Raw genomic sequence first — 22,789 nt, 5'->3', positions numbered from 1 at the left:
ACAGGATGTTCGTCGTGTCGACCTGCAGGAACTCCTGCTGCGGATGCTTGCGCCCCCCCTGCGGCGGCACGCTGGCGGTGGTGCCTTCCATCAGCTTGAGCAGCGCCTGCTGAACGCCCTCGCCCGACACGTCGCGCGTGATCGAGGGGTTCTCGGCCTTGCGGCTGATCTTGTCGATCTCGTCGATGTAGACGATGCCGCGCTGCGCGCGCTCGACGTTGTAGTCCGACGCCTGGAGCAGCTTCAGGATGATGTTCTCGACATCCTCACCGACATAGCCAGCCTCGGTCAGCGTCGTGGCATCGGCCATCGTGAACGGCACGTCGAGGATGCGCGCGAGCGTCTGCGCGAGCAGCGTCTTGCCGCAGCCGGTGGGACCGACGAGCAGGATGTTGCTCTTCGCCAGCTCGACATCGGCGCCCTTCGCGCCGTGGTTCAGCCGCTTGTAGTGATTGTGCACCGCCACCGACAGCACGCGCTTTGCCTGCTTCTGCCCGATGACATAATCGTCGAGCACGTCGCAGATTTCCTGCGGCGTCGGCACGCCGCCGTCCTTCTTGGCGACCAGCGCGGACTTCGTCTCTTCGCGGATGATGTCGTTGCACAGCTCGACACATTCATCGCAGATGAAGACGGTGGGTCCGGCGATCAGCTTGCGCACCTCGTGCTGCGACTTGCCGCAGAACGAGCAATAGAGGGTGCTCTTGCTATCGCCGCCACTAAGTTTCGTCATTCAGTCCATCCTTCGTCGCGGATCATCGACCCGCCAGTGCGCGGCGCAGGCTAACGCACCGCTCCTTAAGCAACAACGTACAAAGCGCCGTTTTTCCGCAGACCGTTCCGGATCGGCGCTCCGCCGTCCGCATTCGGCGTATATCGCTGTTGCGTGCGCGACCTTCAAGGGCGGGCGCGCGCCCCTTGACTCCTCCCGCCATGCCGTCGACCGTAAGATCGAGACGCGTCGCGGGGGACGCCCGTCTTCCGGGGGACTTCAGGACATGACGACTGCGCCGGCGGCGCCCTTGCGGCACGCGATCGATCCGGGTCGGGACACATCCGGGCTGCCGTCGCTGTCGGTCATTGTGCTGACGATGCTGGCGCTGGCACTGCCGATCCTGCTGACCCCGATCCCGCTGCTGATCGACCTGCCCTCGCACATCGCTCGGTTTCACGTCGAAGCGACGATCGCGCACAACCCGGCGCTGGCGGCCAATTTCACCTATCAATGGCGGTTCATCCCGAACCTGGGGATCGACCTGATCGTCGCGCCGCTGGCGGGCCTGATCGGGGTCGAGAACGCCGCGCGGATCGCCGTGGCGGCGATCCCGGCGCTGGGCGGGCTCGGGATGCTACTGATCGGCGCGGCCCTGCACGGGCGGCTGACCGCGGGTGCGCTGCTCGCGCTGTCGCTGAATTACGCCTACCCATTGACGTTCGGGTTCGTGAACGCCTGCCTCGCCGTGTCGCTGGCGCTGGTGGTGTTCGGGCTGTGGCTGCATTTCGGCAACACGGGACGGACACGCGCGCGACTGGTGCTGGCGGCGGTTTCCGCGCCAGTGATCCTGACCGCGCATATCATCGGCTTCGGCGTGCTCGGCTTGCTGGCGGGCGGTGCCGCGATGGCCGAGCGGCGCGCGGATTGGCGGCATCCGGTGCGGTTCACGATCGGCGTGGTGCGGCCGATGCTGGCGTTCGCGTGGCCGCTGGCCTTCCTGCTGCTGTGGCAGACCGGCGAGGCTCCGCCGAACAGCGAGTGGTTCGCCTGGGCGCAGATCGCGCGCTGGCTGGTCGGCGTGCTGCGCGACCGCTGGATGCCGATCGACATCGCCTCGGCGCTGCTCCTGTACGCGGCGGCGGCATTGGCGGTGGCGCTGGCGGTGATCGGGCGACCGCGGGTCGCGATCGAATGGCGCGGTGCGGTGCCCGCCGCGATCCTGTGGATGGCGGTCATACTGCTGCCCGGGCGCATGTTCGGGTCCGAATTCGCCTCGGTTCGTTTGATCCCGGTCGCGCTATCGATCTCGTTGCTGGCGGTGCGCGAGCGGCGCGGTGAGGCGCGGACGCTGCTGGCCGTTGCGCTAGGCTTCCTGGGATTGCGGCTGGCGCTGACGACGGCGTCGCTCGCCACCGCGTCGGCGCAGGCGGAGCGCGAACTGGCCGTGCTGCCGATGATCCCGCCCGGCGCGCGGGTGGCCGCGATGTCGATCGTGCCGTGCGCGCGCGAATGGGCACCGCCGCGGTTGAGCCACATTCAATCCTACGCCACCACCCGTCGCGACGCGTTCGCCAACGGACAGTTTTCGGCGGTCGCGGGACAGGCGCTGGGGCTGACGTCGCGCATCGATCCGGTGCTGGGCGAATTGTTGAGCACCGGCACGGTCGAGCGCTGCGATCGGTTCTTCCCGTCCACCCCGCTGCACGAGACGCTGGCGGGACTGCCGTGGCGCGGGGTCGATTACCTGTGGTTGATCGACGCCCGCGACATCGCGGTGCCGCTCCCGGCCGGCGCCCGCCTGATCTGGCGGAGCGACCGGTCGCGGTTGTACCAGATCAGGCCGCCGCGCTGACGTCCTCGGTCGGCTGCGGCCGCTTGTCGAACACCTGATCGATCAGGCCGAACTCCTTGGCCTCTTCGGCGCTCATGAACTTGTCACGGTCCATCGCGCGCTCGATCTCCTCGAGCGGCTTGCCGGTGTACTTGGCGTAGAGCGAATTGAGGAAGTGGCGCATCCGAAGGATCTCGCGCGCCTGGATCTCGATATCCGCGGCCATGCCCTGCGCGCCGCCCGACGGCTGGTGGATCATGATGCGGCTGTTGGTGGTCGCCACCCGCATCCCCGGCTCACCCGACGCGAGCAGGAAGCTGCCCATCGACGCCGCCTGACCGATGCAGAGCGTGCCGACCCGCGGGCGGATGTACTGCATCGTGTCGTGGATCGCCATCCCCGCCGTGACGACACCGCCCGGCGAGTTGATGTACATGTAGATGTCCTTCTTCGGGTTCTCCGATTCAAGGAACAACAGCTGCGCGCAGATCAGGCTGGCCATGCCGTCCTCGACCCCGCCGGTCACGAAAATGATCCGCTCGCGCAGCAGCCGCGAGAAAATGTCGAACGAGCGCTCGCCACGGTTCGACTGCTCGATCACGATCGGGACCAGCCCGGCCGACGTCGATTGCAGGCCGATCCCGGCGCTCGCCAGCTTGCCCGCGAAGTCGCCGGTCTCGAACGGATTGTGCATGGAAACTCTCTTTTCGCTTAGGAAGAGCCGCAACATCGGTGCTTCCGCGAAACGGTTCAAGCCCCTTCGCTCACCCGCCGCGGCGCCGGCAGTTGCAGATAGGCGAGTCGGCGCACCTCGCGTCGCCCGCGCACCACCGTGTCGAGGATCAACCCAGCGAAAAAGCACAATGCCGCCAGGATGATGAGCCCGGTGGTCAGGATCGCCGTCGGGAAACGCGGCACGAGGCCGGTGTGCATGTAGGTGACGACCAGCGGCACCGCGAGAATGACCGCCAGCAGCGCAAGCACGCCGCCGATCCCGCCGAAGAACCATAACGGCCGCTCGATGCGATAGAGCGTCGCGATCGTGCCGAGGATGCGCCAGCCGTCGCGATAGGTGCTCAGCTTCGACACCGATCCTTTGGGGCGCGCGAAATAGGGTGTATCGATCTCGCCGACCGGCATCTTGAGTTCGAGCGCGTGGACGCTGATCTCGGTTTCGATCTCGAACCCCACCGACAGCACCGGGAAGCTCTTGACGAAGCGGCGCGAGAACACGCGGTAGCCGGTCAGGATATCGGTGAAGCTGCGCCCGAACAGCCGCGTCAGCATGCCCGTGAGCAGCGCATTGCCGAACCGGTGCCCGCGACGATAGGCGGCCGCGGCCTCGCCGACGCGGCAACCGACCACCATGTCGAGCTGCTCGTCGAGCATCCGCGCGACCAGCGCGGGCGCGGCGCTGGCGTCGTAGGTCGCGTCGCCGTCTGCCATCACATAGACGTCGGCGTCGACGTCGGCGAACATCCGGCGCACCACCGCGCCCTTGCCCTGGATGCGCTCGGTACGGACGATCGCGCCCGCCGCGACGGCGCGCTCGCGCGTGCGATCGCGGCTGTTGTTATCGTAGACGTAGATGGCGGCATCCGGCAGCGCGGCGCGGAAGGACGCGATCGTCTGCGCAATCGCGGCTTCCTCGTTATAGCACGGCAACAGCACCGCGATCCGCGCGGCCGGGTTCACTGCGGCACGACCTCCGCGCGACGCACCTGCCGGGCGCGCAGCACCGCGATCAGCGCGAATAAGACCGGCAACCAGATCAGTCGCCCTTGATAGCGATATTGCGGATCGGCGACCGCTCCACCGAAGAAGCAGCAGACCAGCATCCCCACGCCGGTGATGACCAGCACGTTGCGCATCTTGACGAAACCGTCGCGATCGTGGCGCGCGAGCATCGGCATCGTCACCGCAAGCGCCAGCAACGACGCGATCACCGCGGCATAGAGGATGCCGTTCATCAGGTCGCGCGGCCACGCGTTGCGGCCGGACGGTGTTTGCATGAATCGCGCGCGAACCACGGGCGGCAGGCTTTCCCAGCATTCCGGCCCGGTGCCGCAGCCCTGATTGAGCGCGTCGTAATCGATCCACAGCACCTGCCGGATCGTATCGTGGACGGAAGCGGTGATCTGCTCGACCGGGTAGGCGCGCAGCACGGCGGTGGCAAAGGCGACATCCTGCTCGCCCATCAGGCGGCGCTGCTCGGGCGTGGCGAGCATATAGGCACCGGTTTCGGGCTCGACCGAAAAGAGCCAGCTCGAATTGTCGAAGGGCTTGCCCATCGGGATGCGGCACGCCTCGAAGCGCCGACCGTCGCAGCCCGCCTCGATGAACTTCTTGCCCGGCCCATCGGCATAGAAGCGGGCCGTCAGCAACGGCAGCAACTGCGGCGGGCGCCCGACCGCGACCCGCGTGGCGTAGGTCGTCGCCTGCATTGCCAGCACGGCCACGATCATCGCGCCGACGGCAGCGTACCAGACGCGCGGCTGCGGACGCAGCCATCCCAGCAGCCGCAGCAGCACGATCGCGCCGGTCATGCCCGCCAACATGGTCAGGTGCGTGAGATGCGCGATCACCGACATCACGATGACCGCGACCAGAAACGCGATCTGCCAGCGCGACAACCGCCCCGGCAGCGCGAGCAACACCAGCGACAGCATTCCGAAGGAGGCAAAGGCGTCGGCGAGCAGCATGCTGTTGTAGGTCGGCAAGCTGGTGGTGAACGACAGTATCAGCGTGACGAGGGTCACGATCGAGGCGCGCGCCAGATCGAAGCGACGCAGGACCATGATGATGAGCAGATAGGCGATCACCGCCTGCAGCAACACGAACGGCCAGAACCAGCCGAGCACCCAGCCGGCATACAGCAGCGCGCCGATGTACGGCGAGCGGCCGCTCATCACCAACCCGCTTTTCAGGTCGTTCGCGCTGGTGCGATGTTTGGCCTCGGGGTTGTTCGAGGGTGCGTTCGGTGCCGAGGCGGGGGCAGCCTGCCTGGCCGGCAGATCGTCGGCATAGCGCGCGGTCCACACCGTCGAGATCGTCCGGCCCGAGGCGAGATGCACCGCCAGATCGGCGGCGCGGACGTAGTTGGTGCTGTCGGGGAAAAAGAACGGCTGACCGTTGACGATCCCGGTCCACATCAGCGCGAGGACGCAGACGATGTGCCGGACAATGTCGAGCCCGCGCACGCGGTTACCGGACGGAGCAACCGTTCGCCCGGCGCTATCGCCGCTCAGCGCCATGTCCATGCCAGCCCCCGTTTCACGCCCCATCGGGCCGCGTCTAACAGCCGAAAACAGGGGCGTCATCCGCCTTCGTCGTGCGGCGATGGGACAGTGGGCAGCACCCGGACCTCGTGCGCGTCAGCACAGAGGTCCGGGCGCATGGCGACTTACTGGGTCTTCTTCGCGCGCGGCTTCTTCGCCGGCGCGGCGTCGGCGGCCTGCGTGCCCTCGGCCGCCTCGGCGGCTTCCGGCGACGATTCGGTCACCTGCGTCTCGGCCTCGACCGGCGCGGCCTTCTTGGCGCGCGGCTTCTTGGCCGGTGCTGCTTCGGCGTCCGCCCCGGCCGGCTCGGTCACCGCACCGGCGTCCTCGCCCTTGGCGACCGGCTTCTTGGCGGCGGCCTTCTTGGCCGGCTTCGCCTCGTCAGCGGCCTCGTCGCCCTCGGCGGCCGGCTCGGCCTTCTTCTTGGCGCGGGTCTGCTTGGGCTTGTGGTTGTCGTGATCGTGGCTGTGCGTGCCGGTCGCGAAACCGTCCTCGCTCTCGATCGCGGCTTCCAACTCTTCCTTGGTCGTCTCACGATCCGTGATCTCGGCCTTGTCGAACAGGAAGTCGACGACCTTGTCCTCGTACAGCGGCGCGCGGAGCTGCGCGGCGGCCATCGGGTCCTGCTGGACGTACTGCATGAAGCGCTGACGATCCTCGGGACCGTATTGCTGCGCCGCCTGCATCAACAGCCGCTGCATTTCCTGCTGGGTCACCTCGACGCCGTTCGCCTGACCGATCTCGCTCAGCAGCAGGCCGAGACGGACGCGGCGCTCGGCGATCTTGCGGTAATCGTCGCGCTCCTTCTCCATCTCGTCGAGCGCAGCCTGCGGATCGGGCTCGTGCGTCGCTTCGTGCTGGAGCTGCTGCCAGATCTGGTTGAACTCGGCCTCGACCATCGACGGCGGCACTTCGAAGTCATGCCCCTCGGCCAGCTGGTCGAGCAGCTTGCGCTTCATATAGGTGCGCGTCAGGCCGTTGTTCTCCTGCTCGAACTGGCCCTTCACCAGACCACGGAGCTGCTCGAGACTCTCGAGACCGAGGCTCTTGGCCATCTCGTCGTCGATCTGGCTCTCGCCGGCGGTCTTCACCGACTTGATCGTCAGGTCGAAGGTCGCGTCCTGGCCGGCCAGTTCCTTCGCGCCGTAGTCCTCGGGGAACGTCACCTTGATCTGGCGCTCCTCGCCGGCCTTCGCACCGACGACCTGCTCCTCGAAGCCGGGGATCAGGCGACCCGCACCGATCTCGACCGCCATGTCGGTGCCGGTGCCGCCGTCAAACGCGACGCCGTCCAGCGTCTTGCCGACGAAGTCCATGACGACCTGATCGCCGGTCTCGGCGGCCTTGTCGCCGGCGTCTTCCCAACGCTTGGCGCCGTCGGGGAAGCGCTTGAGCTGCTCGTCGATCGCCGATTCGTCGACCGCCACGGTCAGCCGCTCCAGCTTCAGGCCCTCGATCGCGGGTGCCGGCACCTGCGGGAGCACTTCCAGCTCGACCTTCAGCTCGGCATCCTTGCCCGACTCATAGCCCTCGACCAGCTCGACGCTCGGCTGCATCGCCGGGCGCAGCTGCTTCTCGGCGATCAGCGCCTGGATGCCTTCCTGGATCGAGGTGTTGAGCGCGTCCTGCTCGATCGCGGGCCCGTGCATCTTCTTGACCAGATTGGTCGGCACCTTGCCCGGGCGGAAGCCCGGCATCTTGATCTGCGGCGCAACGCGCTTCAGCTCGGCATCGACCCGCTTGGCGATGTCGCCGGCGGGGATCGTCAGGGTGAAGGCGCGCTTCAGGCCCTCGTTCAGCGTCTCGACAGTCTGCATTGGCCGCTTTCGTCAGAAGAATTTTGTGAGTGGTGGCCAACCCCGCTTGCGCGGGGACTGGTGCGGGCGAAGGGAATCGAACCCCCACATCTTGCGATACCAGAACCTAAATCTGGCGCGTCTACCAGTTCCGCCACGCCCGCTAGTCGGACACCGCCGGTCGGCGGCATCTATACCGACGCGCGCGACGGGGCAAGCGGGCAACCTGGGCTTCTACGGCGCGTTGGGGGATGGAAGGAGAAAAATGCATGGCCACCAACCCCGAGGACCTTCCCGCCGACGTGCCGCAGCCGACTCAGCCCGGCACGCCCGATACGCCGCCGCCCGAAATCACCCCGCCCGGGCCCGACATCGACGTCCCCGCGCCCGGCGCGCCGTCGCCGACGACCCCCAGCATCTGAAAGGCGCACGACATGACCGAGAAGACGATCGATCCGATCCCGAACCGCGATGACGAGCGGCCCGATATCCAGCAGGCGGTCGAAGCCCGCAGCGACGCCGTGGCGCGCGGCGAAGGCGGCAAGGAGCCGGCGCGCTTCACGGACACCGGCGAGTTCGACGGCAACAGCGGCACTGGCGGCGAGGTGAAAAATCAGGATCTGACGCAGCAGTGAGGAGCGGCTTCAATGACCGCCTGTCGTCGCACTTTATAGCGTAGCCTCTTCATCGCTCACGACCTGAGCCGGAGCTCCGCTGGTCGGAAGCCGACGCAAGAAGCGGAGCCCCGGCTCAAGGTGAGGCGATGGCACCGGATGGCGATCGACGCGGATAGTCGCCAACTCTTCGACATTCAGACGGGCGCGCCGCGAAACGCTGTGGTCGATTGTCCACACCGCCGCGGCGCGCGCCGTCGATCGTCAGCCCAGCGCTTTCTTCAGCAGATCGTTGACGACCGCGGGATTGGCCTTGCCGCCCATCGACTTCATCGTCTGGCCGACGAAGAAGCCGAACAAGGCGACCTTGCCGCCGCGATATTGTTCGAGCTGGCCGGGGTTCTTCGCCAGCACGTCGGCGATCACCGCCTCGATCGCGCCGGTGTCGCTGGTCTGCTTCAGGCCGCGCTCCTCGACGATCTTGCCCGGCGCGTCGCCGGTTTCCAGCATCGCCTCGAACACCTGCTTGGCGAGGCTGCCCGACAGCGTGCCATCGGCGACGAGCGCGAGCAGTTCGGCGGCCTGACCGGGCATCACCGGGCTGTCGCCGATCGAGCGGCCCAGTCGATTGAGCGCCCCGAACAACTCGCTGGTCACCCAATTGGCAGCGGCCACCGGCTTCGCGCCCGCGTCGAGCAGGGCGTCGAACCAGCGCGCGCTCTCGACCTCGGCGGTCAGCACCTGCGCGTTGTAGGGCGTGATCCCCAGCCCCTCGTAGCGCGCACGCTTGGCGTCGGGCAGTTCGGGGAGGCTGGCGCGGCACTCGTCGAGGAACGCCGCGTCCAGTTCGAGCGGGAGCAAATCGGGATCTGGGAAGTAGCGATAATCGTGCGCGTCTTCCTTCGAGCGCATCGAGCGCGTCGTGCCGGTGTCCGGGTTGAACAGCCGCGTTTCCTGCACGATCGTGCCGCCGGCCTCCAGCACATCGACCTGCCGCGCCGCCTCATGCTCGATCGCCTGCATGACGAAGCGGATCGAGTTGACGTTCTTCGTCTCGGTGCGCGTGCCAAACTCGTGGCCGGGCTTGCGCACCGAGACGTTGACATCGGCGCGCATCGAGCCCTGGTCCATATTGCCGTCGCATGACCCGACGTAGCGCAGGATCGACCGCAGCTTGGTCAGATACGCGCCGGCCTCGGCGGGCGAGCGCATGTCGGGACGGCTGACGATCTCCATCAGCGCGACCCCCGACCGGTTGAGGTCGACGTATGAGCGCGTCGGATGCTGGTCGTGCATCAGCTTGCCGGCGTCCTGCTCGACGTGGATGCGCTCGACGCCGATCGTCTTGGTGTCGTCGCCGACTTCGATCTCGATCGCACCCTCGCCGACCAGCGGGTGATAGAGCTGGCTGATCTGATAGCCCTGCGGCAGATCGGCGTAGAAGTAATTCTTGCGATCGAACCGCGACCATGTGTTGATCTGGGCGTCGATCGCCATCCCGGTACGCACCGCCTGACGGATGCACTCGCAGTTGGGGACGGGCAGCATCCCCGGCATCGCGGCGTCGACCAGCGACACCTGCGTGTTGGGCTCGGCACCGAACGTGGTCGCTGCGCCCGAGAACAATTTGGCGTTGCTGGTCACCTGGGCATGGACCTCCAGCCCAATCACGACTTCCCAGTCGCCCGTGCTACCCTTCACTCGATACGCGCTCGCGGTCACCGTCTTTCCGCTCCTTGCTGGAAGCGTGTCGCTCTAGGATACGCACCGCGTGCTGGCAATGTCCGCCCCGCTTGACTTGGGCGGCGACGCGCGGTCCAAGCGCGGCGCTATCGTGGGGACCGACGTGATGTACAGCCTTCGTCCGCTCACCGCGCGGATCGTGCGACCGCTCGATGCGGGAGGGTTCTGGCGGGGGGCGGAGACGGTCGACATTGATCCGGCGGGGCGGGTCGAGCGCGCGCCGGCGCTCTTCCTGCCGGACGAACTCGACCGGATCGTCGCGCATTATCCGGGCGTCGCCCCCAAGGACGATCTGGACCGGCTGCTGCATACCAGCCGGATCGAGCCTGCGACGACCGCGCAGGTCGTGCCCGACGTCATCGTCGCCGACGGAACGCTGCTGCGGCATGGCGGGGTGCAGGTGATCCGGCCGGGGCCGGGCAAGCGCAAGATGTTGCGCGGACACTTCGCGACGCTGCCGGAGGCGATGCTGTGCGCCGATTATGTGATCGACCGCTATTTCGGGCATTGGGTGGCCGACGGCTGGTCTCGCGAGCAACTGGCGATCGAACGCGCAATGGTGCCGATGGTGCTCGATCCGGCACGGTTCGGGCACAGCGAAGGCTACCGGGCGTTGTTCGATCTGCCGGCGCGCAGCATCGCGGATACGCGGGTGCGACGATTGTGGCTGATTGACGATCGCGGCTACAATCCCGCGCGGATGGAGCGGTTCAGGCGGGTGCGCGCGCGACTGCGGGCGGCAGTTGCGGGACGCGGTGGCGGAGACAAGGTCTTCATCCGCCGCGGCGCGCAAGCGGCAGGACGCAACCTTTGCAACGAGGCAGAGGTGATCGCCGCGCTTTCGGCGCGCGGCTTCACGATCATCGCGCCCGATACGTTGCCGGTAGCGCAGATCGCGGGGGCGTTGCGCGACGCCCGCATCGTCGTGGGGGTGGAAGGATCGGCGCTGGCGCACGCCAATGCCGTGCTCGACCCCGGCGCGTGCGTGTTCGCGATCCAGTCGCCCGCGTCGTTCAACACTATCCACCGGCTCGCCACGGCCGATGTGGGATTGCGGTTCGCCTTCTCGGTCGGTGACGTCGCGACGGGCGACGATTTCACGATGCCGGTCGCGCGTCTGCTGCGCGCGATCGACATGGTGGAGGCGGCAATGCGCTGAAGCGGGCGACGGCCAAGATCGCCGCCCGTCGATCAGACGCGGACGTAGATCATGTTCTCGCCGGACAGGAACAGCTCGAAATCGTGCGCCGCCATCGCGCGCTGGAAATTGCGGCTGGATTGCTGGCCGGGAAGCATCCAGTCGTGCGGTTCGATGATGACCGCATAAGCGTCTGCAATCCAATCAAGATTGTGCGCGAACAGTTCGCGCTCGAACCCTTCGATATCGATCTTCACGATCAAGGGCACGCCGCCGGGAATTTTGGCCACTGCCTCGGCGATCGTGACGACGGGAATGCCGTGCTCTGACGGCAGCGTCCGCGCGCCCCAGCCGGACACGTCATTGGCGATCGAGACGAACCCCGGCTGGGCGCCGACCGCGGCATCGAGGACGGTCACGTCCGGCAGAGCGTCGAGATTGCGGTGTAGCACCGCCGCATTGACGGGCTCCGGCTCGATCGCAACCAGTGCGATGCCCGGATAGGTCGCGCGGAACCAGAGGCTTGCGGCGCCGATATTCGCGCCGGCATCGACGATCACGGGCACCCCGCCCTCGCGCTTGATCGCCGCCGCCCGCGCCCGGATACGTTCGGTCACCGGGGACGTGGCGCCAAGATCGTAATCGCCCTCGCCAAATACTTGCCGCAGCGCCGCCATGTCGCTTTCGCCGACGCGGACATGTACCGGGCCCACCGAAGGTATGTTCACCCGCGTCGTCTGCGCGCCGGTGATGCGCGCGACATGGCGCATCAATATTCCGGGTCCGAACATGCGCGCATCATCGACGTTCAGTCTGATCCGCTCCAGCAATCCCACCGCGCGCGCTCCCCCAAGGACTCACGCCTTCATCAAAAGGCTGGCATCTACCACCACTTGGCCGGGCGCGCGGTGAAGCCGGCGCGTTCCTCGATCGCCAGTGCGGCGTCGAGGACGCCCTGTTCGTCGAGCGGTTTGCCGATCACCTGCAGCCCCAACGGCAGCCCCCCCGCGTCCAGCCCGCCCGGTATGCTCATCGCCGGAAGCCCGGCGAGGCTGGAGGGAACGGTGAATACGTCGTTGAGATACATGGCCAAAGGATCGGCCGATTTCTCGCCGAGCGCGAACGCCGCCGAGGGCGCGGTGGGGGTCAGCAGCACGTCGCAGACCTCCCAGGCACGCTCGAAATCGCGGGCGATCAGCGTGCGGACCTTCTGCGCCTGCGTGTAATAAGCGTCGTAGAAGCCGGCGGAGAGCACATAGGTGCCGATCAGGATGCGGCGCTTGACCTCGTCGCCGAAGCCTTCGGCGCGCGTTCGTGCATACATTTCCTGCAAATTAGCACCGTCCGGAAGGTCGCGGAGCCCGTAACGCACGCCATCGTAGCGCGCCAGGTTTGACGAGGCCTCTGCGGGAGCAATAATGTAATAAGCCGGCAGCGCGTATTTGGTATGCGGCAGCGAGACGTCAACGATCTCGGCCCCGGCGTCCTTCAGCCACGCAATCCCCTGCTGCCAGAGCGCCTCGATCTCGGCAGGCATGCCGTCGACGCGATACTCCTTGGGAATGCCGACGCGCTTGCCGGCGAGCGAGCCGTTGAGCTGCGCTTCCCAGTTGGGCACCGGCAGGTCGAGCGAGGTCGCGTCCTTCGCGTCGAAGCCGGCCATCGCCTCCAGCATGATCGCACAGTCGCGGACGTCGCGCGCCATCGCGCCGGCCTGATCGAGCGACGAGGCGAAGGCGATCGTCCCCCAGCGCGAGCAGCGGCCATAGGTCGGCTTGATCCCCGAGATGCCGACGAACGCCGCCGGCTGCCGGATCGAGCCGCCGGTGTCGGTGCCGGTCGCGCCCGGCGCGATCCGCGCCGCGACCGCCGCGGACGAGCCGCCCGACGAGCCGCCGGGCGCGAGCGGGGCGTTGCCGCCGTCGTTGCGCCGCCACGGGCTGATGACGTTGCCGAAATAGCTGGTCTCGTTCGACGACCCCATCGCGAACTGGTCGAGGTTCAGCTTGCCGAGCATCCCCGCGCCGGCGTTCCAGAGATTCTGGGAAACGGTCGACTCATATTCGGGCGTGAAGCCTTCGAGGATGTGGCTCGCCGCGGTGGTCGGCACACCCCTGGTGCAGAACAGGTCCTTCATGCCGATCGGCACGCCGGCCATCGGCTTCAGGGGCTCGCCGGCCGCGCGCGCCTGATCGGCGGCGTCGGCGGCGGCGAGCGCGTGCTCGGGGGTCTCGACGAGGAAGGCGTTGAGCGGCTTGGCGGCGGCAACCGCGGCGTTGAACGCCTCAGCCACGTCGCGCGCGGAGAAGTCGCCGTCGCGCACGCCGTTGCGGATCGCGGCGATGCCCAGATCGGTGAGTGCGGTCATTATTCGATCACCTTGGGCACAGTGAAGAAGCCGTGTTCGGCCTGCGGCGCATTGGCGAGCACCGCATCGCGGACCCCGCCGTCGGTGACGACGTCGTCGCGCAGCCGGAGATGGTTCGGGATCACGGCGGTCATCGGATCGACCCCGGCGGTGTCGACTTCGCCGAGCTGCTCGATCCAGTCGAGGATGTTGCCGAGTTCGGGCGCGAGCCGGGCGGCTTCGTCGTCGGTGATGGCGATGCGGGCGAGGCCGGCGATGCGCCTGACGGTTGCGGTGTCAACGGACATGCCGCCGCCGCTACCACCCGGCGGCCCGATCTTGCAACACGCCTCGCACGGTTGCGTATGGCGCATTCCTGAGGCACCAGCTTTGCGGTTGCGGACCCGGCGCTTTTGCTGCACCGCACAATGGTGACGCACATTTGGCCCGCAAATTCCTCTATGTCGTCGTCGCGCTGATCGTGCTGGCGACCGCGGCTGCCTTCGCCTACCGCCTGTGGGGCGTGGGGATGATGCGGATGGCGATGGTGCCGGGCGAGTCCTTTCGCGACCAGAACCGGCTGACCGCCAAGGATTACGCGCCCGATTCGATGTGGCTGGCGCGACCGGCGTTGGCGGGCAACCCGGCGTTGTGGACGCCGCAGGGCTATGCACCGCGCAAGGCGCCGGGGGGCGCGGCGGTGTTCTTCATCCACCCGACCTCTTACCTCAATCGTGCACACTGGAACGCCCCGCTGACCGACACGGAGGCGAATAACCGTGCCGCCCTGTTCCTGCGCGGGCAGGCGAGCGCGTTCAACGAGGCGGGCGAGATCTGGGCGCCGCGGTATCGGCAGGCGACGTTCGGCGCGTTCCTGACCGACCAGCGCGCCGCCGAACAGGCGCTGGCGCTGGCCTACGGCGATATCCTCGCCGCCTTCGACGCGTTTCTGGCCGAGGCCGGACCGACGCGGCCGATCATCCTCGCCGGGCATAGTCAGGGCGGGCTGCACCTGACGCATCTGCTCAAGGACCGCGTCGCGGGGACGCCGCTCGCGAAGCGCATCGTCGCAGCCTATGTCGTCGGCTGGCCGGTGTCGGTGAGCAACGACCTGCCCGCGCTCGGGCTGCCGGCGTGCGAGCGGGCCGACCAGCGCGGCTGCATCCTGTCGTGGCAGACGTTCGCGGAGCCCGCCGACCCGTCGCTGATCCTCGACAATTACGACCGCTCGACCGGGTTCGACGGCAAGCCGCGGCGCGGCACGCAGATGCTGTGCACCAACCCGCTGACCGGCACGCCCAACGCCGCCGCGCCGGCGAGCGCCAATCTGGGGACGCTATTCCCCAATGCGGCGCTGAGCGAGGCGCGGATCGAGGCGGGGCGGATCGGCGCGCAATGCGGCGGGCGCGGGCTGCTGCTGATCGGATCGCCGCCGGATGTCGGGCCATACACGCTGCCGGGCAACAATTATCACGTGTACGACTACAGCCTGTTCTGGGCGAACGTGCGCGCCGATGCGGTGCGGCGGCTGGCGGCGAAGTGAGGACGGGCGTTTTCCGACTTTCACTCGCCATTCGACCTGCGCTTGTCGGAGAGCGGGTTCGCTGGAGCACGTGCTTCGACAGGCTCAGCACGAACGGTGTGGGTGCTGGTATGAAATCGGTAAGTGTTTCAGTGTCCGATCGTGAGAACCTGATCCGTCCTTGCGAGCGGAGCGAAGCAATCCAGTGCCGGACCAGGACGCGCTGTATTGCTTCGCTACGCTCGCAATGACGGGGGCGCCGATGATCCTCACCGACGCGGCGGCGTTTCGCGCGATGTTGCCCGAGGGCGGGCGGTTGCTGGGGCTGGACGTCGGGACCAAGACCGTCGGCACCGCGCTGTGCGATGCCGAATGGAGCTTCGCGAGCCCGGCGCACCTGATCCGGCGGACCAAATTCACCACCGACAAGGCGGCTTTGGTCGCGCTGTCGCAGGCGCAGCAAGTGCGCGGCTGGGTGATCGGGTTGCCGCTCAACCTCGACGGCACGGAGAGCCCGCGCAGCCAGTCGACGCGGGCGTTCGCGCGCAATTGCCGCGATACCGGCTTCCCGATCCTGCTGTGGGACGAGCGCTGGTCGACGGTGGCCGCGGAGCGTGCGCTGATCGAACAGGATTTCAGCCGCGCGAAGCGGGCGGAACGGATCGACAACCATGCCGCGGCGCATATCCTGCAGGCGGCGATCGATGCGCTGGTGGCGGCTATCTGATTCTGCCTTGACCGTCATTCCCGCGAAAGCGGGAAGCCAGAACCTCGGACGTATCGCCCCTTTCGAAGACCTGCGCGTCTGGATCCCCGCCTCCGCGGGGATGACGTGAGTCGGTAAGGGCCGTATCCCCCGCTTGCCCCCTCCCCGCTCCGCCATTAGGCAGCGGCTTCGATGACCCAGTCGGACCACCGCCCCGCCACGCTGATCCCCGGAGGCGCGGTGTTTCCGCACCGCCATCTGACCGGGATCGAAGGCCTGGAGCCCCATGAGATCACGTTCCTGCTCGACGAAGCGGAGACGTGGGTCGAGGCGAACCGCACCCGGGCCGCGCCCGACCAGCGGCTGGCGGGCTTCACGCAGATCAACGCCTTTTTCGAGAACAGCACGCGCACGCTGCTCAGCTTCGAGATCGCGGGCAAGCGGCTGGGCGCCGATGTCGTCAACATGCACGCCGCGCAGTCGAGCGTGAAGAAGGGCGAGACGCTGATCGACACCGCGATGACGCTGAACGCGATGCGCGCCGACGTGATCGTCATCCGCCACATGTCGTCGGGCGCGGTGCGGCTGATCGCGGACAAGGTCGATTGCCCGGTGCTCAACGCCGGCGACGGGCGGCACGAACATCCGACGCAGGCGCTGCTCGACGCGCTGACGATCCGGCGGCGGCTGGGCGGCGTCGCGAACAAGCGCGTCGTGATCTGCGGTGACCTGCTCCACAGCCGCGTCGCGCGCTCGAACATCCTCGCGCTGACCGCGCTGGCCGCGGAGGTGCGGGTCTGCGCGCCCTCGACGTTGATGCCGCCCGCGATCGAGCGGTTCGGGGTGACCGCCTTCACCGACTTCGACAAGGCGATCGAGGGTGCGGACGTGGTGATGATGCTGCGGCTCCAGACCGAGCGGATGAGCGGCGGCTATGTGCCGTCCTCGCGCGAATATCATCTCCGCTACGGGCTGACGCTGAAGCGGCTGAACGATCGCGCGCCGGGGGCGCTCGTCATGCACCCCGGGCCGATGAACCGCGGGGTGGAGATCGACTCGGCGGTGGCCGACCATGTCGAGCAATCGGCGATCACGGAGCAGGTGCAGATGGGCGTGGCGGTGCGGATGGCCTGTCTGGACGTGCTGACACGGCGCGCGCGCAAGGTGGAGGGCTGGGCATGACGCACGCCTTGCACCTGACCGATGCGCGGCTGGTCTGTCCGGCGGGCGGCGAACGCGAGGGCGATCTGTTGATCGTCGACGGCTCGATCGTGTCGGGCGAGGCGCCGAGCCATGCCGAGCGCGTCGATTGTCGCGGCAAGCTGCTGGCGCCCGGGATCATCGATGTCGGCGTGGCGCGGATCGATCGCGCGGCGGCGCGTGCCGGAGGCGTGGTGCGGGTCGCACCGATGCCCGATCAGGTGCCGGTGCTCGACGAGCCGGGGGCGGTGCAGCGACTGGCGCTGATCGGGCGACCCGATCTGTGGATCCATCCGATCGCCGCGGCGACGCGCGGGCTGGCGGGCACGGACCTTGCCGAGATGGCGATCTGCCTGTCGGCGGGGGCGCGCGCGGTCGGAACCGGGCGCGGCTGGATCGCCGATTCGGGGGTGATGCACCGCGTGCTGATGTATGCGCGCGATCTGGACGTCGTGGTCGTCACCCATGCCGAGGACGGCGGGCTGGCGGCGGGCGCGGTGGCGACCGAGGGCGAGACCGCGACGCGGCTCGGGCTGCCGTCCGCGCCGGCGCTGGCCGAACCGCTGGCGATCGCGCGCGACCTGATGCTGGCGGAGGAAACTGGCGCGCGGCTGCACCTGCGCTGCGTCACCACCGCGGCGGGGTTCGCGCTGGTGCGCGCGGCCAAGGCGCGCGGGGTGCGGGTGACGTGTGGGATCACCCCGGCGTATCTGCTGCTCAGCGACAATGCGATGAGCGATTTCCGCACCTTCGCACATCTCTCCCCACCGCTGCGCAGCGAGGACGACCGCAAGGCGGCGCTGGCGGCGCTGGCGGACGGGACGATCGACCTGCTGTGTTCGGGGCACGATCCGCGCGGGCCGGAGGAGAAACGGCTGCCGTTCGCGGACGCCAGCGCCGGGGCGGCGGATGCGGCGACGTTGCTGCCGCTGGCACTGGGACTAGCGCGCGACGGGCGCGTGACGCTGCCGCGGCTGTTCGCGCTGCTGGCGACCGGGCCGGCGGCACTGCTCGGGCTGGAGACGGGAACGCTGGCGGCGGGGATGCCGGGCGACGTGATCCTGATCGACGAACACGCGCCGTGGCAGATCGATGCCGACCGGTTGCCGGGCAAGGCGGGCAATACGCCGTTCGACGGTTTGCCGGTGCAGGGTCGGGTCGTGGCGATGTGGAAAGGGGGCCGCGCGATCGCGGGGTGAGGATGTCGCGTTAGCGGGCGGTCGCGACCGCGTCATCGGGTGCGCCCGGCATGAAGCGGTCGATGTCGGCGTCGGCGAGCGCCGCGGGTGCCGGGCGCTGCAAGGCGAGCGCCTCGGGCTGGCCCGGGTCGATCGTCGGAGTGATCTTCATCAACGCGGCGACCTGCTCGGCAGGGCCGTTCGGGCGGGCGAAGCGCATCCAGTCGAGGATGCGCTGCCGCGCCTGCGCGGGCGGCAGGTCGAGCCCGACGAGGAAGAGCGCGTCGGGCCATTCGCCGGCGAGCGCGAGCGCCAGCGCGAGGTTCTGACGCGTGCGGCTATCCGCGCCGGGGACGCGCATCGCCGCCATCAGCACCTCGACGCCCTGCCCCGGCTGACCGGCCAGCGCCAGCGCCAGCCCGCGATCGGCGGCCGGGATCAGCGCGGCGTAGCGCGACAGCGTCGCCTGCGCGGCGTCATGCTGCCCGCTGGCGATCTGCGCGAGCGCGAGGTGAAGCGCGGTGGCGGCGTCCGCCTGTCGTAAGGCGAGCGCGTCGTCGAACGCCTGCGCCGCCGAACGGAAGCGCCCGGCGCGCAGATAGGTGGTTCCGAGCAGCGCGCGGCGGTCGCCGTCGCTGCCGTCCTGCGCCACCGCCTGTTCGGCGCGCGCGATCGCCACCGGCCAACGTCGCTGCTTGAGTGCGCGCTGTGCCGCCGCGACATCGTCCTGCGCCATGTGCGCCCGGCCGAAGTCGACATGCCAGAGGCTGCATCCCGAAAGCGCCAGCGCCAGCAGCAGCATCGCGCCGGTGCGGAAGAGCACGCGCATCAGCCAAGCACCCGGCGGCCGAAGCTGTGCGCGGTGGCGCGGACCACGCCATGTCCGCCGCCCAGCGTGCCGGTGGTGAAGACGGTGCGGCGGAAGTTCTTTTCGAGCCGGTCGGAGACGCAGTCCCACAGCACCGCCATTTCCTGCGCGGCGGCGCTTTCAGGGGCGATCTCCATGACGGTGCGCCCGTCGGCCATCGACTCGGCATATTCGGCGCGTTGATGCACCGTCACCGACGCCACCGTGCCGTGCCGCGACAGCGCGACGGCGGTGTCCGCGGTCAGCGCGGCGTGCGGCGTCGCGGCATTGACGACGAACAGCATCGGCTTGCCCGAGCGTTCGCACAAGTCGACGGTGCCGCCGACCGCGTGGAGATCGTGCGGGCTGGGGCGCGTCGGTACTACGATCAGCTCGGCGAGGTGGATCGCGGCCTGGATCGCGACGGTCAGCGCCGGCGGGGTGTCGATGACGACCAGCCGGACGCCCTGCTCGCGCAATCCTTCCAGATCGGGGGCGAGCCGCGTCACCCCGGTCGCGGCGAACGACGGCGAAAGCGCGGTGCGGGCCCCCGCCCACGGGGCGAGCGTGCCTTGCGGATCCATGTCGAGCAACGCGACCGACCCGAGGCCGGCGCGCTCCGCCTGCACCGCCAGATGCCCGGCGAGCGTCGTCTTGCCCGACCCACCCTTCTGCGATGCGACCGCGAGTACGCGCATGTTGCCTGCCGATGTCCCCCGTTGATCCGTGCGGCTGCTTGCCACGCGGATGGTGGAGGAAGCGTTAATGGCGCCCGGTCAGACGGTTGCCCATTCGGTGCGCGGCACACCCTGTGCCCAGAGCAGGGCGGTGAGGTCGCCGTGCTCGATGCGCGCCGCCGCCGCCGCCGCGACGATCGGCTTGGCATGGTAAGCGACCCCCAGCCCGGCGATCTCGATCATCGCCAGATCGTTGGCGCCGTCGCCGACCGCCAGCGTCGCGGCGTCGGCGAGCCCGAGCGCGACGCGGGTTTCCAGCAAGGTCTCGCGCTTGGTCGCCGCGCCGACGATCGGGCGCGCGACGGTGCCCGACAGCATCGCGCCGTCGATCTCCAGCACGTTGGCGATCGCGCGATCGAAGCCGATCTCCGCGCCGACCGGCTCGGCGAAGCGCGTGAACCCGCCCGACACCAGCACCGCGCTCGCCCCCCACGCGCGCATCGTGCGGACCAGTTCGCGCGCGCCCGGCATCAGCTTCACGCGCTCGGCACGGCACGTGTCGATCACCGCGGCATCGAGCCCCTTGAGCAACGCGACCCGCGCGTCGAGCGCCGCCTCGAAATCGAGCTCGCCGCGCATCGCCGCCTCGGTGATCGCGGCGATCTTCGGCTTGAGGCCGGCGTAATCGGCGAGTTCGTCGATGCACTCGACGGTGATCATCGTCGAATCCATATCGGCGACGAGCAGCATCTTGCGCCGGCCGTCACGCGGCTGGACGACGACATCGACGCGATCGAACGCACCCTCCAGCGCGGCGCGCGCATCGGCAGGGGCCAGCTCGAAGTGCCAGTCGGCGGCGTCGCCCTCATCGATCCACGCCAGCGTCGTCGGCGCGCAGCCCGCCGCGGCGAGCCGCTCCTGCGCCTCGGCCATGATGTTGGGCGTCAGCCGCCCTGCTGCTATCAGCGTCGCCGTGAACATGCCTAACCCCGCAAAGCCAAGGCTGGCGCTCATCGCAGGGCCGACCGCCAGCGGCAAGAGCGCGCTGGCGATCGAACTGGCGGAACGTGTCGGCGGGACAGTGATCAACGCCGATGCCAGTCAGGTGTATCGCGACCTGTGCGTGCTGTCGGCACGTCCCTCCCCGGCCGACGAGGCACGCGTGCCGCACCGGCTGTTCGGCTATATCGACGGTGCGGAGGCGTGTTCGGCGGCGCGCTGGGCCGACGACGCCGCGGCGGCGGTGCGGCTTGTCCATGCCGCGGGCGGGGTGCCGGTACTGGTCGGCGGGACCGGGCTGTACCTGCGCACCCTGCTCGACGGTATCGCGCCGGTGCCGGAGATCGACGCCGACGTCCGCGCGGCGGTGCGTGCGATGGCGGTCGCCGACGCCTACGCGGCGCTGTCGCTGGAGGACCCGGAAGCGGCGGCGCGGCTCAACGCGCGCGATACCACGCGGGTCGCGCGCGCATTGGAGGTCGTGCGATCGACCGGGCGGCCGTTGGCGGCATGGCAGGCCGATCGATGCGGCGGGATCGGCGATGCGCTCGACGTGCGCGGGCTGGTATTGCTGCCCGATCGCGAGACGCTGATGGCGCGCTGCGATGCGCGGCTGGTGCAGATGTTCGACGATGGGGGGATCGAGGAGGTCGCAGCGCTGCTCGCGCGCGCCGACGTGCCCCCCGATGCGCCGGTGTGGCGCGCGATCGGGGTGCCCGAAATCGCTGCCATGCTCCGCGGCACGCTGTCGCGCGACGACGCGCTGGCGGCGGCACAGCTTGCCACGCGGCGCTACGCCAAGCGACAATATACGTGGTTTCGCAATCAGTTGCCTGCTGACTGGCAATGTTGCACCGCGCCAAATCCGCAATTTTATTTCGCATAAAGCTGTTGACGCGTAACTTTCTATGCCGTAGCGCCTCCGGACCCGGCGGGCTAAGACGCTTGCCCCTTCCCAATGAGGAGACGTGACGTGACCGAGAAGAGCGGAGCAGACATCCTGGTCGAGGCGCTGTGCGATCTCGGCGTGGAGGTCGTGTTCGGCTATCCGGGCGGTGCCGTCCTGCCGATCTACGACGCCTTGTTCCGGTCGAAGCGGATCCGGCACATCCTCGTGCGTCACGAACAGGCCGCGACCCATGCCGCGGAGGGCTATGCGCGCTCGACCGGCAAGCCCGGCGTCGTGCTGGTCACCTCCGGCCCCGGTGCGACCAACGCGGTGACCGGGATCACCGACGCGCTGCTCGATTCGATCCCGATGGTGGTCATCACCGGGCAGGTGCCGACCGCGCTCATCGGCTCGGACGCGTTCCAAGAGGCCAATACCGTCGGCATCACGCGCCACTGCTCGAAGCACAATTATCTCGTGAAGGACCCGGCGCGGCTCGGCGCGGTCATCCACGAGGCGTTCCATATCGCCATCTCGGGCCGTCCGGGTCCGGTGGTGGTCGACATCCCCAAGGACGTGCAGGTCGCAACCGCCGGCTATGCCAAGCCCGGCCCGATCCAGCACAAGACCTATCGCCCGCAGATCAAGGCCGATCGCGCCGCGATCGAGCAGGTCGTCGACATGCTCGCCGCCGCCGAACGACCGGTGCTGTACACCGGTGGCGGGGTCATCAACTCCGGCCCCGCGGCAGCGCAATTGCTGGTGGAGCTGGCGAAGATCACCGGCGCGCCGGTCACCTCTACGCTGATGGGGCTCGGCGCCTATCCCGCCAGCGGGCCGCAATGGCTCGGGATGCTGGGGATGCACGGCACCTATGAAGCCAATATGGCGATGAACCAGGCCGATCTGGTCGTCGCGATCGGCTCGCGCTTCGATGATCGGGTGACGGGACGGCTCGACGCCTTTTCGCCCAACAGCCGCAAGGTGCATATCGACATCGACCGGTCGAGCATCAACAAGACGGTGCGGATCGACCTTCCGATCGTCGCCGATGCCGGCCATGCGATGCAGGACATGATCCACGTCTGGAAGGCGCGGCAGCATCCCAAGCCCGATATCGCGGAATGGCTGCGGCGGATCGAGGGGTGGCGGGCGCGCAAGTGCCTCGACTTCCCCGAAACCGGGCCGAACGAGAACAATGGCGAGATCATGCCGCAGCGTGCGGTGCGCGCGCTGTACGACGCCACGCATCACCGCCAGCCGATCATCACCACCGAGGTCGGCCAGCACCAGATGTGGGCCGCGCAGC

General features: G+C 68.5%; 22 protein-coding genes and 1 tRNA gene. 10 read left to right on the top strand and 13 right to left on the bottom strand.

Features of this window, described 5'->3' with window-relative positions; all coding sequences use genetic code 11:
• Positions 1–733: ATP-dependent Clp protease ATP-binding subunit ClpX (clpX, locus tag AADI75_RS12775; RefSeq protein ID WP_341209399.1), on the bottom strand; the 733-nt coding region annotated here is incomplete at its 3' end.
• 265 nt (positions 734–998) lie between these two features.
• Between clpX and AADI75_RS12770 the strand changes: the two genes are divergently transcribed.
• Positions 999–2,567 carry a hypothetical protein gene (locus AADI75_RS12770; protein WP_341209398.1) on the top strand — a complete coding sequence of 523 codons (1,569 nt, stop codon included), beginning with the start codon at positions 999–1,001 and terminating at the stop codon, positions 2,565–2,567.
• Here the strand turns inward: AADI75_RS12770 and clpP are convergent.
• The 5 genes from clpP to AADI75_RS12745 all read right to left on the bottom strand — a co-directional run bounded on the left by clpP (position 2,551) and on the right by AADI75_RS12745 (position 7,784).
• Positions 2,551–3,240 (bottom strand): ATP-dependent Clp endopeptidase proteolytic subunit ClpP, encoded by a 690-nt coding sequence (gene clpP / locus AADI75_RS12765; protein WP_341209397.1) that lies wholly within the window; start codon positions 3,238–3,240, stop codon positions 2,551–2,553. The two genes, AADI75_RS12770 and clpP, sit on opposite strands and share 17 nt — an antisense overlap.
• Before the next feature lie 56 nt (positions 3,241–3,296).
• Positions 3,297–4,241, bottom strand: coding sequence for a glycosyltransferase family 2 protein (locus tag AADI75_RS12760; protein WP_341209396.1), 945 nt, complete (start codon positions 4,239–4,241; stop codon positions 3,297–3,299).
• Positions 4,238–5,806, bottom strand: coding sequence for an A24 family peptidase (locus AADI75_RS12755; RefSeq protein WP_341209395.1), 1,569 nt, complete (start codon positions 5,804–5,806; stop codon positions 4,238–4,240). Before AADI75_RS12755 ends, AADI75_RS12760 begins: the two co-directional genes overlap by 4 nt.
• Before the next feature lie 143 nt (positions 5,807–5,949).
• Entirely contained in the window at positions 5,950–7,641 is a 1,692-nt protein-coding gene (gene tig, locus AADI75_RS12750) for a trigger factor (protein WP_341209394.1), read from the bottom strand.
• 58 nt (positions 7,642–7,699) lie between these two features.
• Positions 7,700–7,784: transfer RNA gene (locus AADI75_RS12745), tRNA-Leu, on the bottom strand.
• Between the two features lie 105 nt (positions 7,785–7,889).
• Between AADI75_RS12745 and AADI75_RS12740 the strand changes: the two genes are divergently transcribed.
• Both AADI75_RS12740 and AADI75_RS12735 read left to right on the top strand, forming a co-directional pair.
• Positions 7,890–8,042 carry a hypothetical protein gene (locus AADI75_RS12740; RefSeq protein ID WP_341209393.1) on the top strand — a complete coding sequence of 51 codons (153 nt, stop codon included), beginning with the start codon at positions 7,890–7,892 and terminating at the stop codon, positions 8,040–8,042.
• A gap of 12 nt (positions 8,043–8,054) precedes the next feature.
• Positions 8,055–8,255, top strand: a complete 201-nt coding sequence (locus tag AADI75_RS12735) for a hypothetical protein (protein ID WP_159758995.1) — start codon at positions 8,055–8,057, stop codon at positions 8,253–8,255.
• Between the two features lie 243 nt (positions 8,256–8,498).
• On the opposite strand, the gene gatB is transcribed toward AADI75_RS12735, so the two are convergent.
• Positions 8,499–9,935, bottom strand: a complete 1,437-nt coding sequence (gene gatB, locus AADI75_RS12730) for an Asp-tRNA(Asn)/Glu-tRNA(Gln) amidotransferase subunit GatB (RefSeq protein ID WP_341209392.1) — start codon at positions 9,933–9,935, stop codon at positions 8,499–8,501.
• A 148-nt stretch (positions 9,936–10,083) separates the two neighbouring features.
• On the opposite strand from gatB, the gene AADI75_RS12725 reads away from it, so the two are divergent.
• A complete protein-coding gene (locus AADI75_RS12725) occupies positions 10,084–11,136 on the top strand; it encodes a glycosyltransferase family 61 protein (RefSeq protein ID WP_341209391.1) in 1,053 nt (350 codons plus the stop codon).
• Positions 11,137–11,168: 32 nt separating this feature from the next.
• Here the strand turns inward: AADI75_RS12725 and AADI75_RS12720 are convergent, their stop codons facing one another.
• The 3 genes from AADI75_RS12720 to gatC form a co-directional block, all read right to left on the bottom strand.
• Entirely contained in the window at positions 11,169–11,906 is a 738-nt protein-coding gene (locus AADI75_RS12720; protein ID WP_341209390.1) for an FkbM family methyltransferase, read from the bottom strand.
• Between the two features lie 92 nt (positions 11,907–11,998).
• Complete coding sequence (gene gatA, locus AADI75_RS12715; protein ID WP_341209389.1) at positions 11,999–13,483, bottom strand: Asp-tRNA(Asn)/Glu-tRNA(Gln) amidotransferase subunit GatA; 1,485 nt, start codon at positions 13,481–13,483, stop codon at positions 11,999–12,001.
• Positions 13,483–13,770, bottom strand: a complete 288-nt coding sequence (gene gatC / locus AADI75_RS12710; protein WP_159759001.1) for an Asp-tRNA(Asn)/Glu-tRNA(Gln) amidotransferase subunit GatC — start codon at positions 13,768–13,770, stop codon at positions 13,483–13,485. Before gatC ends, gatA begins: the two co-directional genes overlap by 1 nt.
• A gap of 134 nt (positions 13,771–13,904) precedes the next feature.
• Here gatC and AADI75_RS12705 point away from each other — a divergent pair, with 134 nt between their 5' ends.
• From AADI75_RS12705 to AADI75_RS12690, 4 genes are all read left to right on the top strand, one after another.
• Complete coding sequence (locus AADI75_RS12705; protein WP_341209388.1) at positions 13,905–15,005, top strand: DUF3089 domain-containing protein; 1,101 nt, start codon at positions 13,905–13,907, stop codon at positions 15,003–15,005.
• Between the two features lie 241 nt (positions 15,006–15,246).
• Positions 15,247–15,711, top strand: coding sequence for a Holliday junction resolvase RuvX (gene ruvX, locus AADI75_RS12700; RefSeq protein ID WP_341209387.1), 465 nt, complete (start codon positions 15,247–15,249; stop codon positions 15,709–15,711).
• Between the two features lie 171 nt (positions 15,712–15,882).
• Entirely contained in the window at positions 15,883–16,872 is a 990-nt protein-coding gene (locus tag AADI75_RS12695) for an aspartate carbamoyltransferase catalytic subunit (protein ID WP_341209386.1), read from the top strand.
• Entirely contained in the window at positions 16,869–18,089 is a 1,221-nt protein-coding gene (locus AADI75_RS12690; RefSeq protein ID WP_341209385.1) for a dihydroorotase, read from the top strand. The genes AADI75_RS12695 and AADI75_RS12690 overlap by 4 nt, the downstream gene beginning before the upstream one ends.
• A 10-nt stretch (positions 18,090–18,099) precedes the next feature.
• Here the strand turns inward: AADI75_RS12690 and AADI75_RS12685 are convergent, their stop codons facing one another.
• The 3 genes from AADI75_RS12685 to serB all read right to left on the bottom strand — a co-directional run bounded on the left by AADI75_RS12685 (position 18,100) and on the right by serB (position 20,573).
• Positions 18,100–18,897 carry a tetratricopeptide repeat protein gene (locus AADI75_RS12685; RefSeq protein WP_341209384.1) on the bottom strand — a complete coding sequence of 266 codons (798 nt, stop codon included), beginning with the start codon at positions 18,895–18,897 and terminating at the stop codon, positions 18,100–18,102.
• Entirely contained in the window at positions 18,897–19,613 is a 717-nt protein-coding gene (locus tag AADI75_RS12680) for a ParA family protein (RefSeq protein WP_341209383.1), read from the bottom strand. Before AADI75_RS12680 ends, AADI75_RS12685 begins: the two co-directional genes overlap by 1 nt.
• A 78-nt stretch (positions 19,614–19,691) precedes the next feature.
• Entirely contained in the window at positions 19,692–20,573 is an 882-nt protein-coding gene (serB, locus tag AADI75_RS12675) for a phosphoserine phosphatase SerB (RefSeq protein WP_341209382.1), read from the bottom strand.
• On the opposite strand from serB, the gene miaA reads away from it, so the two are divergent.
• Both miaA and AADI75_RS12665 read left to right on the top strand, forming a co-directional pair.
• Positions 20,572–21,477, top strand: coding sequence for a tRNA (adenosine(37)-N6)-dimethylallyltransferase MiaA (gene miaA, locus AADI75_RS12670; RefSeq protein ID WP_341209381.1), 906 nt, complete (start codon positions 20,572–20,574; stop codon positions 21,475–21,477). The two genes, serB and miaA, sit on opposite strands and share 2 nt — an antisense overlap.
• Before the next feature lie 72 nt (positions 21,478–21,549).
• A partial coding sequence (locus AADI75_RS12665) for a thiamine pyrophosphate-binding protein (RefSeq protein ID WP_341209380.1) occupies positions 21,550–22,789 on the top strand: 1,240 nt, incomplete at its 3' end.

This window comes from uncultured Sphingomonas sp. (assembly GCF_964021865.1).
GTDB lineage: Bacteria > Pseudomonadota > Alphaproteobacteria > Sphingomonadales > Sphingomonadaceae > Sphingomonas.
This window is presented reverse-complemented; position numbering and strand designations above follow the sequence as displayed.

Bases quoted from the DNA above. Each gene is read 5' to 3' on its own strand.
- AADI75_RS12725 (WP_341209391.1), top strand. From the start codon at position 10,084: ATGTACAGCCTTCGTCCGCTCACCGCGCGGATCGTGCGACCGCTCGAT.
- miaA (WP_341209381.1), top strand. From the start codon at position 20,572: ATGCCTAACCCCGCAAAGCCAAGGCTGGCGCTCATCGCAGGGCCGACC.
- AADI75_RS12685 (WP_341209384.1), bottom strand. From the start codon at position 18,897: ATGCGCGTGCTCTTCCGCACCGGCGCGATGCTGCTGCTGGCGCTGGCG.
- AADI75_RS12720 (WP_341209390.1), bottom strand. From the start codon at position 11,906: ATGTTCGGACCCGGAATATTGATGCGCCATGTCGCGCGCATCACCGGC.
- AADI75_RS12740 (WP_341209393.1), top strand. From the start codon at position 7,890: ATGGCCACCAACCCCGAGGACCTTCCCGCCGACGTGCCGCAGCCGACT.
- gatC (WP_159759001.1), bottom strand. From the start codon at position 13,770: ATGTCCGTTGACACCGCAACCGTCAGGCGCATCGCCGGCCTCGCCCGC.
- AADI75_RS12770 (WP_341209398.1), top strand. From the start codon at position 999: ATGACGACTGCGCCGGCGGCGCCCTTGCGGCACGCGATCGATCCGGGT.
- serB (WP_341209382.1), bottom strand. From the start codon at position 20,573: ATGTTCACGGCGACGCTGATAGCAGCAGGGCGGCTGACGCCCAACATC.
- ruvX (WP_341209387.1), top strand. From the start codon at position 15,247: ATGATCCTCACCGACGCGGCGGCGTTTCGCGCGATGTTGCCCGAGGGC.
- clpP (WP_341209397.1), bottom strand. From the start codon at position 3,240: ATGCACAATCCGTTCGAGACCGGCGACTTCGCGGGCAAGCTGGCGAGC.
- AADI75_RS12735 (WP_159758995.1), top strand. From the start codon at position 8,055: ATGACCGAGAAGACGATCGATCCGATCCCGAACCGCGATGACGAGCGG.
- tig (WP_341209394.1), bottom strand. From the start codon at position 7,641: ATGCAGACTGTCGAGACGCTGAACGAGGGCCTGAAGCGCGCCTTCACC.
- AADI75_RS12755 (WP_341209395.1), bottom strand. From the start codon at position 5,806: ATGGACATGGCGCTGAGCGGCGATAGCGCCGGGCGAACGGTTGCTCCG.
- AADI75_RS12680 (WP_341209383.1), bottom strand. From the start codon at position 19,613: ATGCGCGTACTCGCGGTCGCATCGCAGAAGGGTGGGTCGGGCAAGACG.
- gatA (WP_341209389.1), bottom strand. From the start codon at position 13,483: ATGACCGCACTCACCGATCTGGGCATCGCCGCGATCCGCAACGGCGTG.
- AADI75_RS12695 (WP_341209386.1), top strand. From the start codon at position 15,883: ATGACCCAGTCGGACCACCGCCCCGCCACGCTGATCCCCGGAGGCGCG.
- AADI75_RS12690 (WP_341209385.1), top strand. From the start codon at position 16,869: ATGACGCACGCCTTGCACCTGACCGATGCGCGGCTGGTCTGTCCGGCG.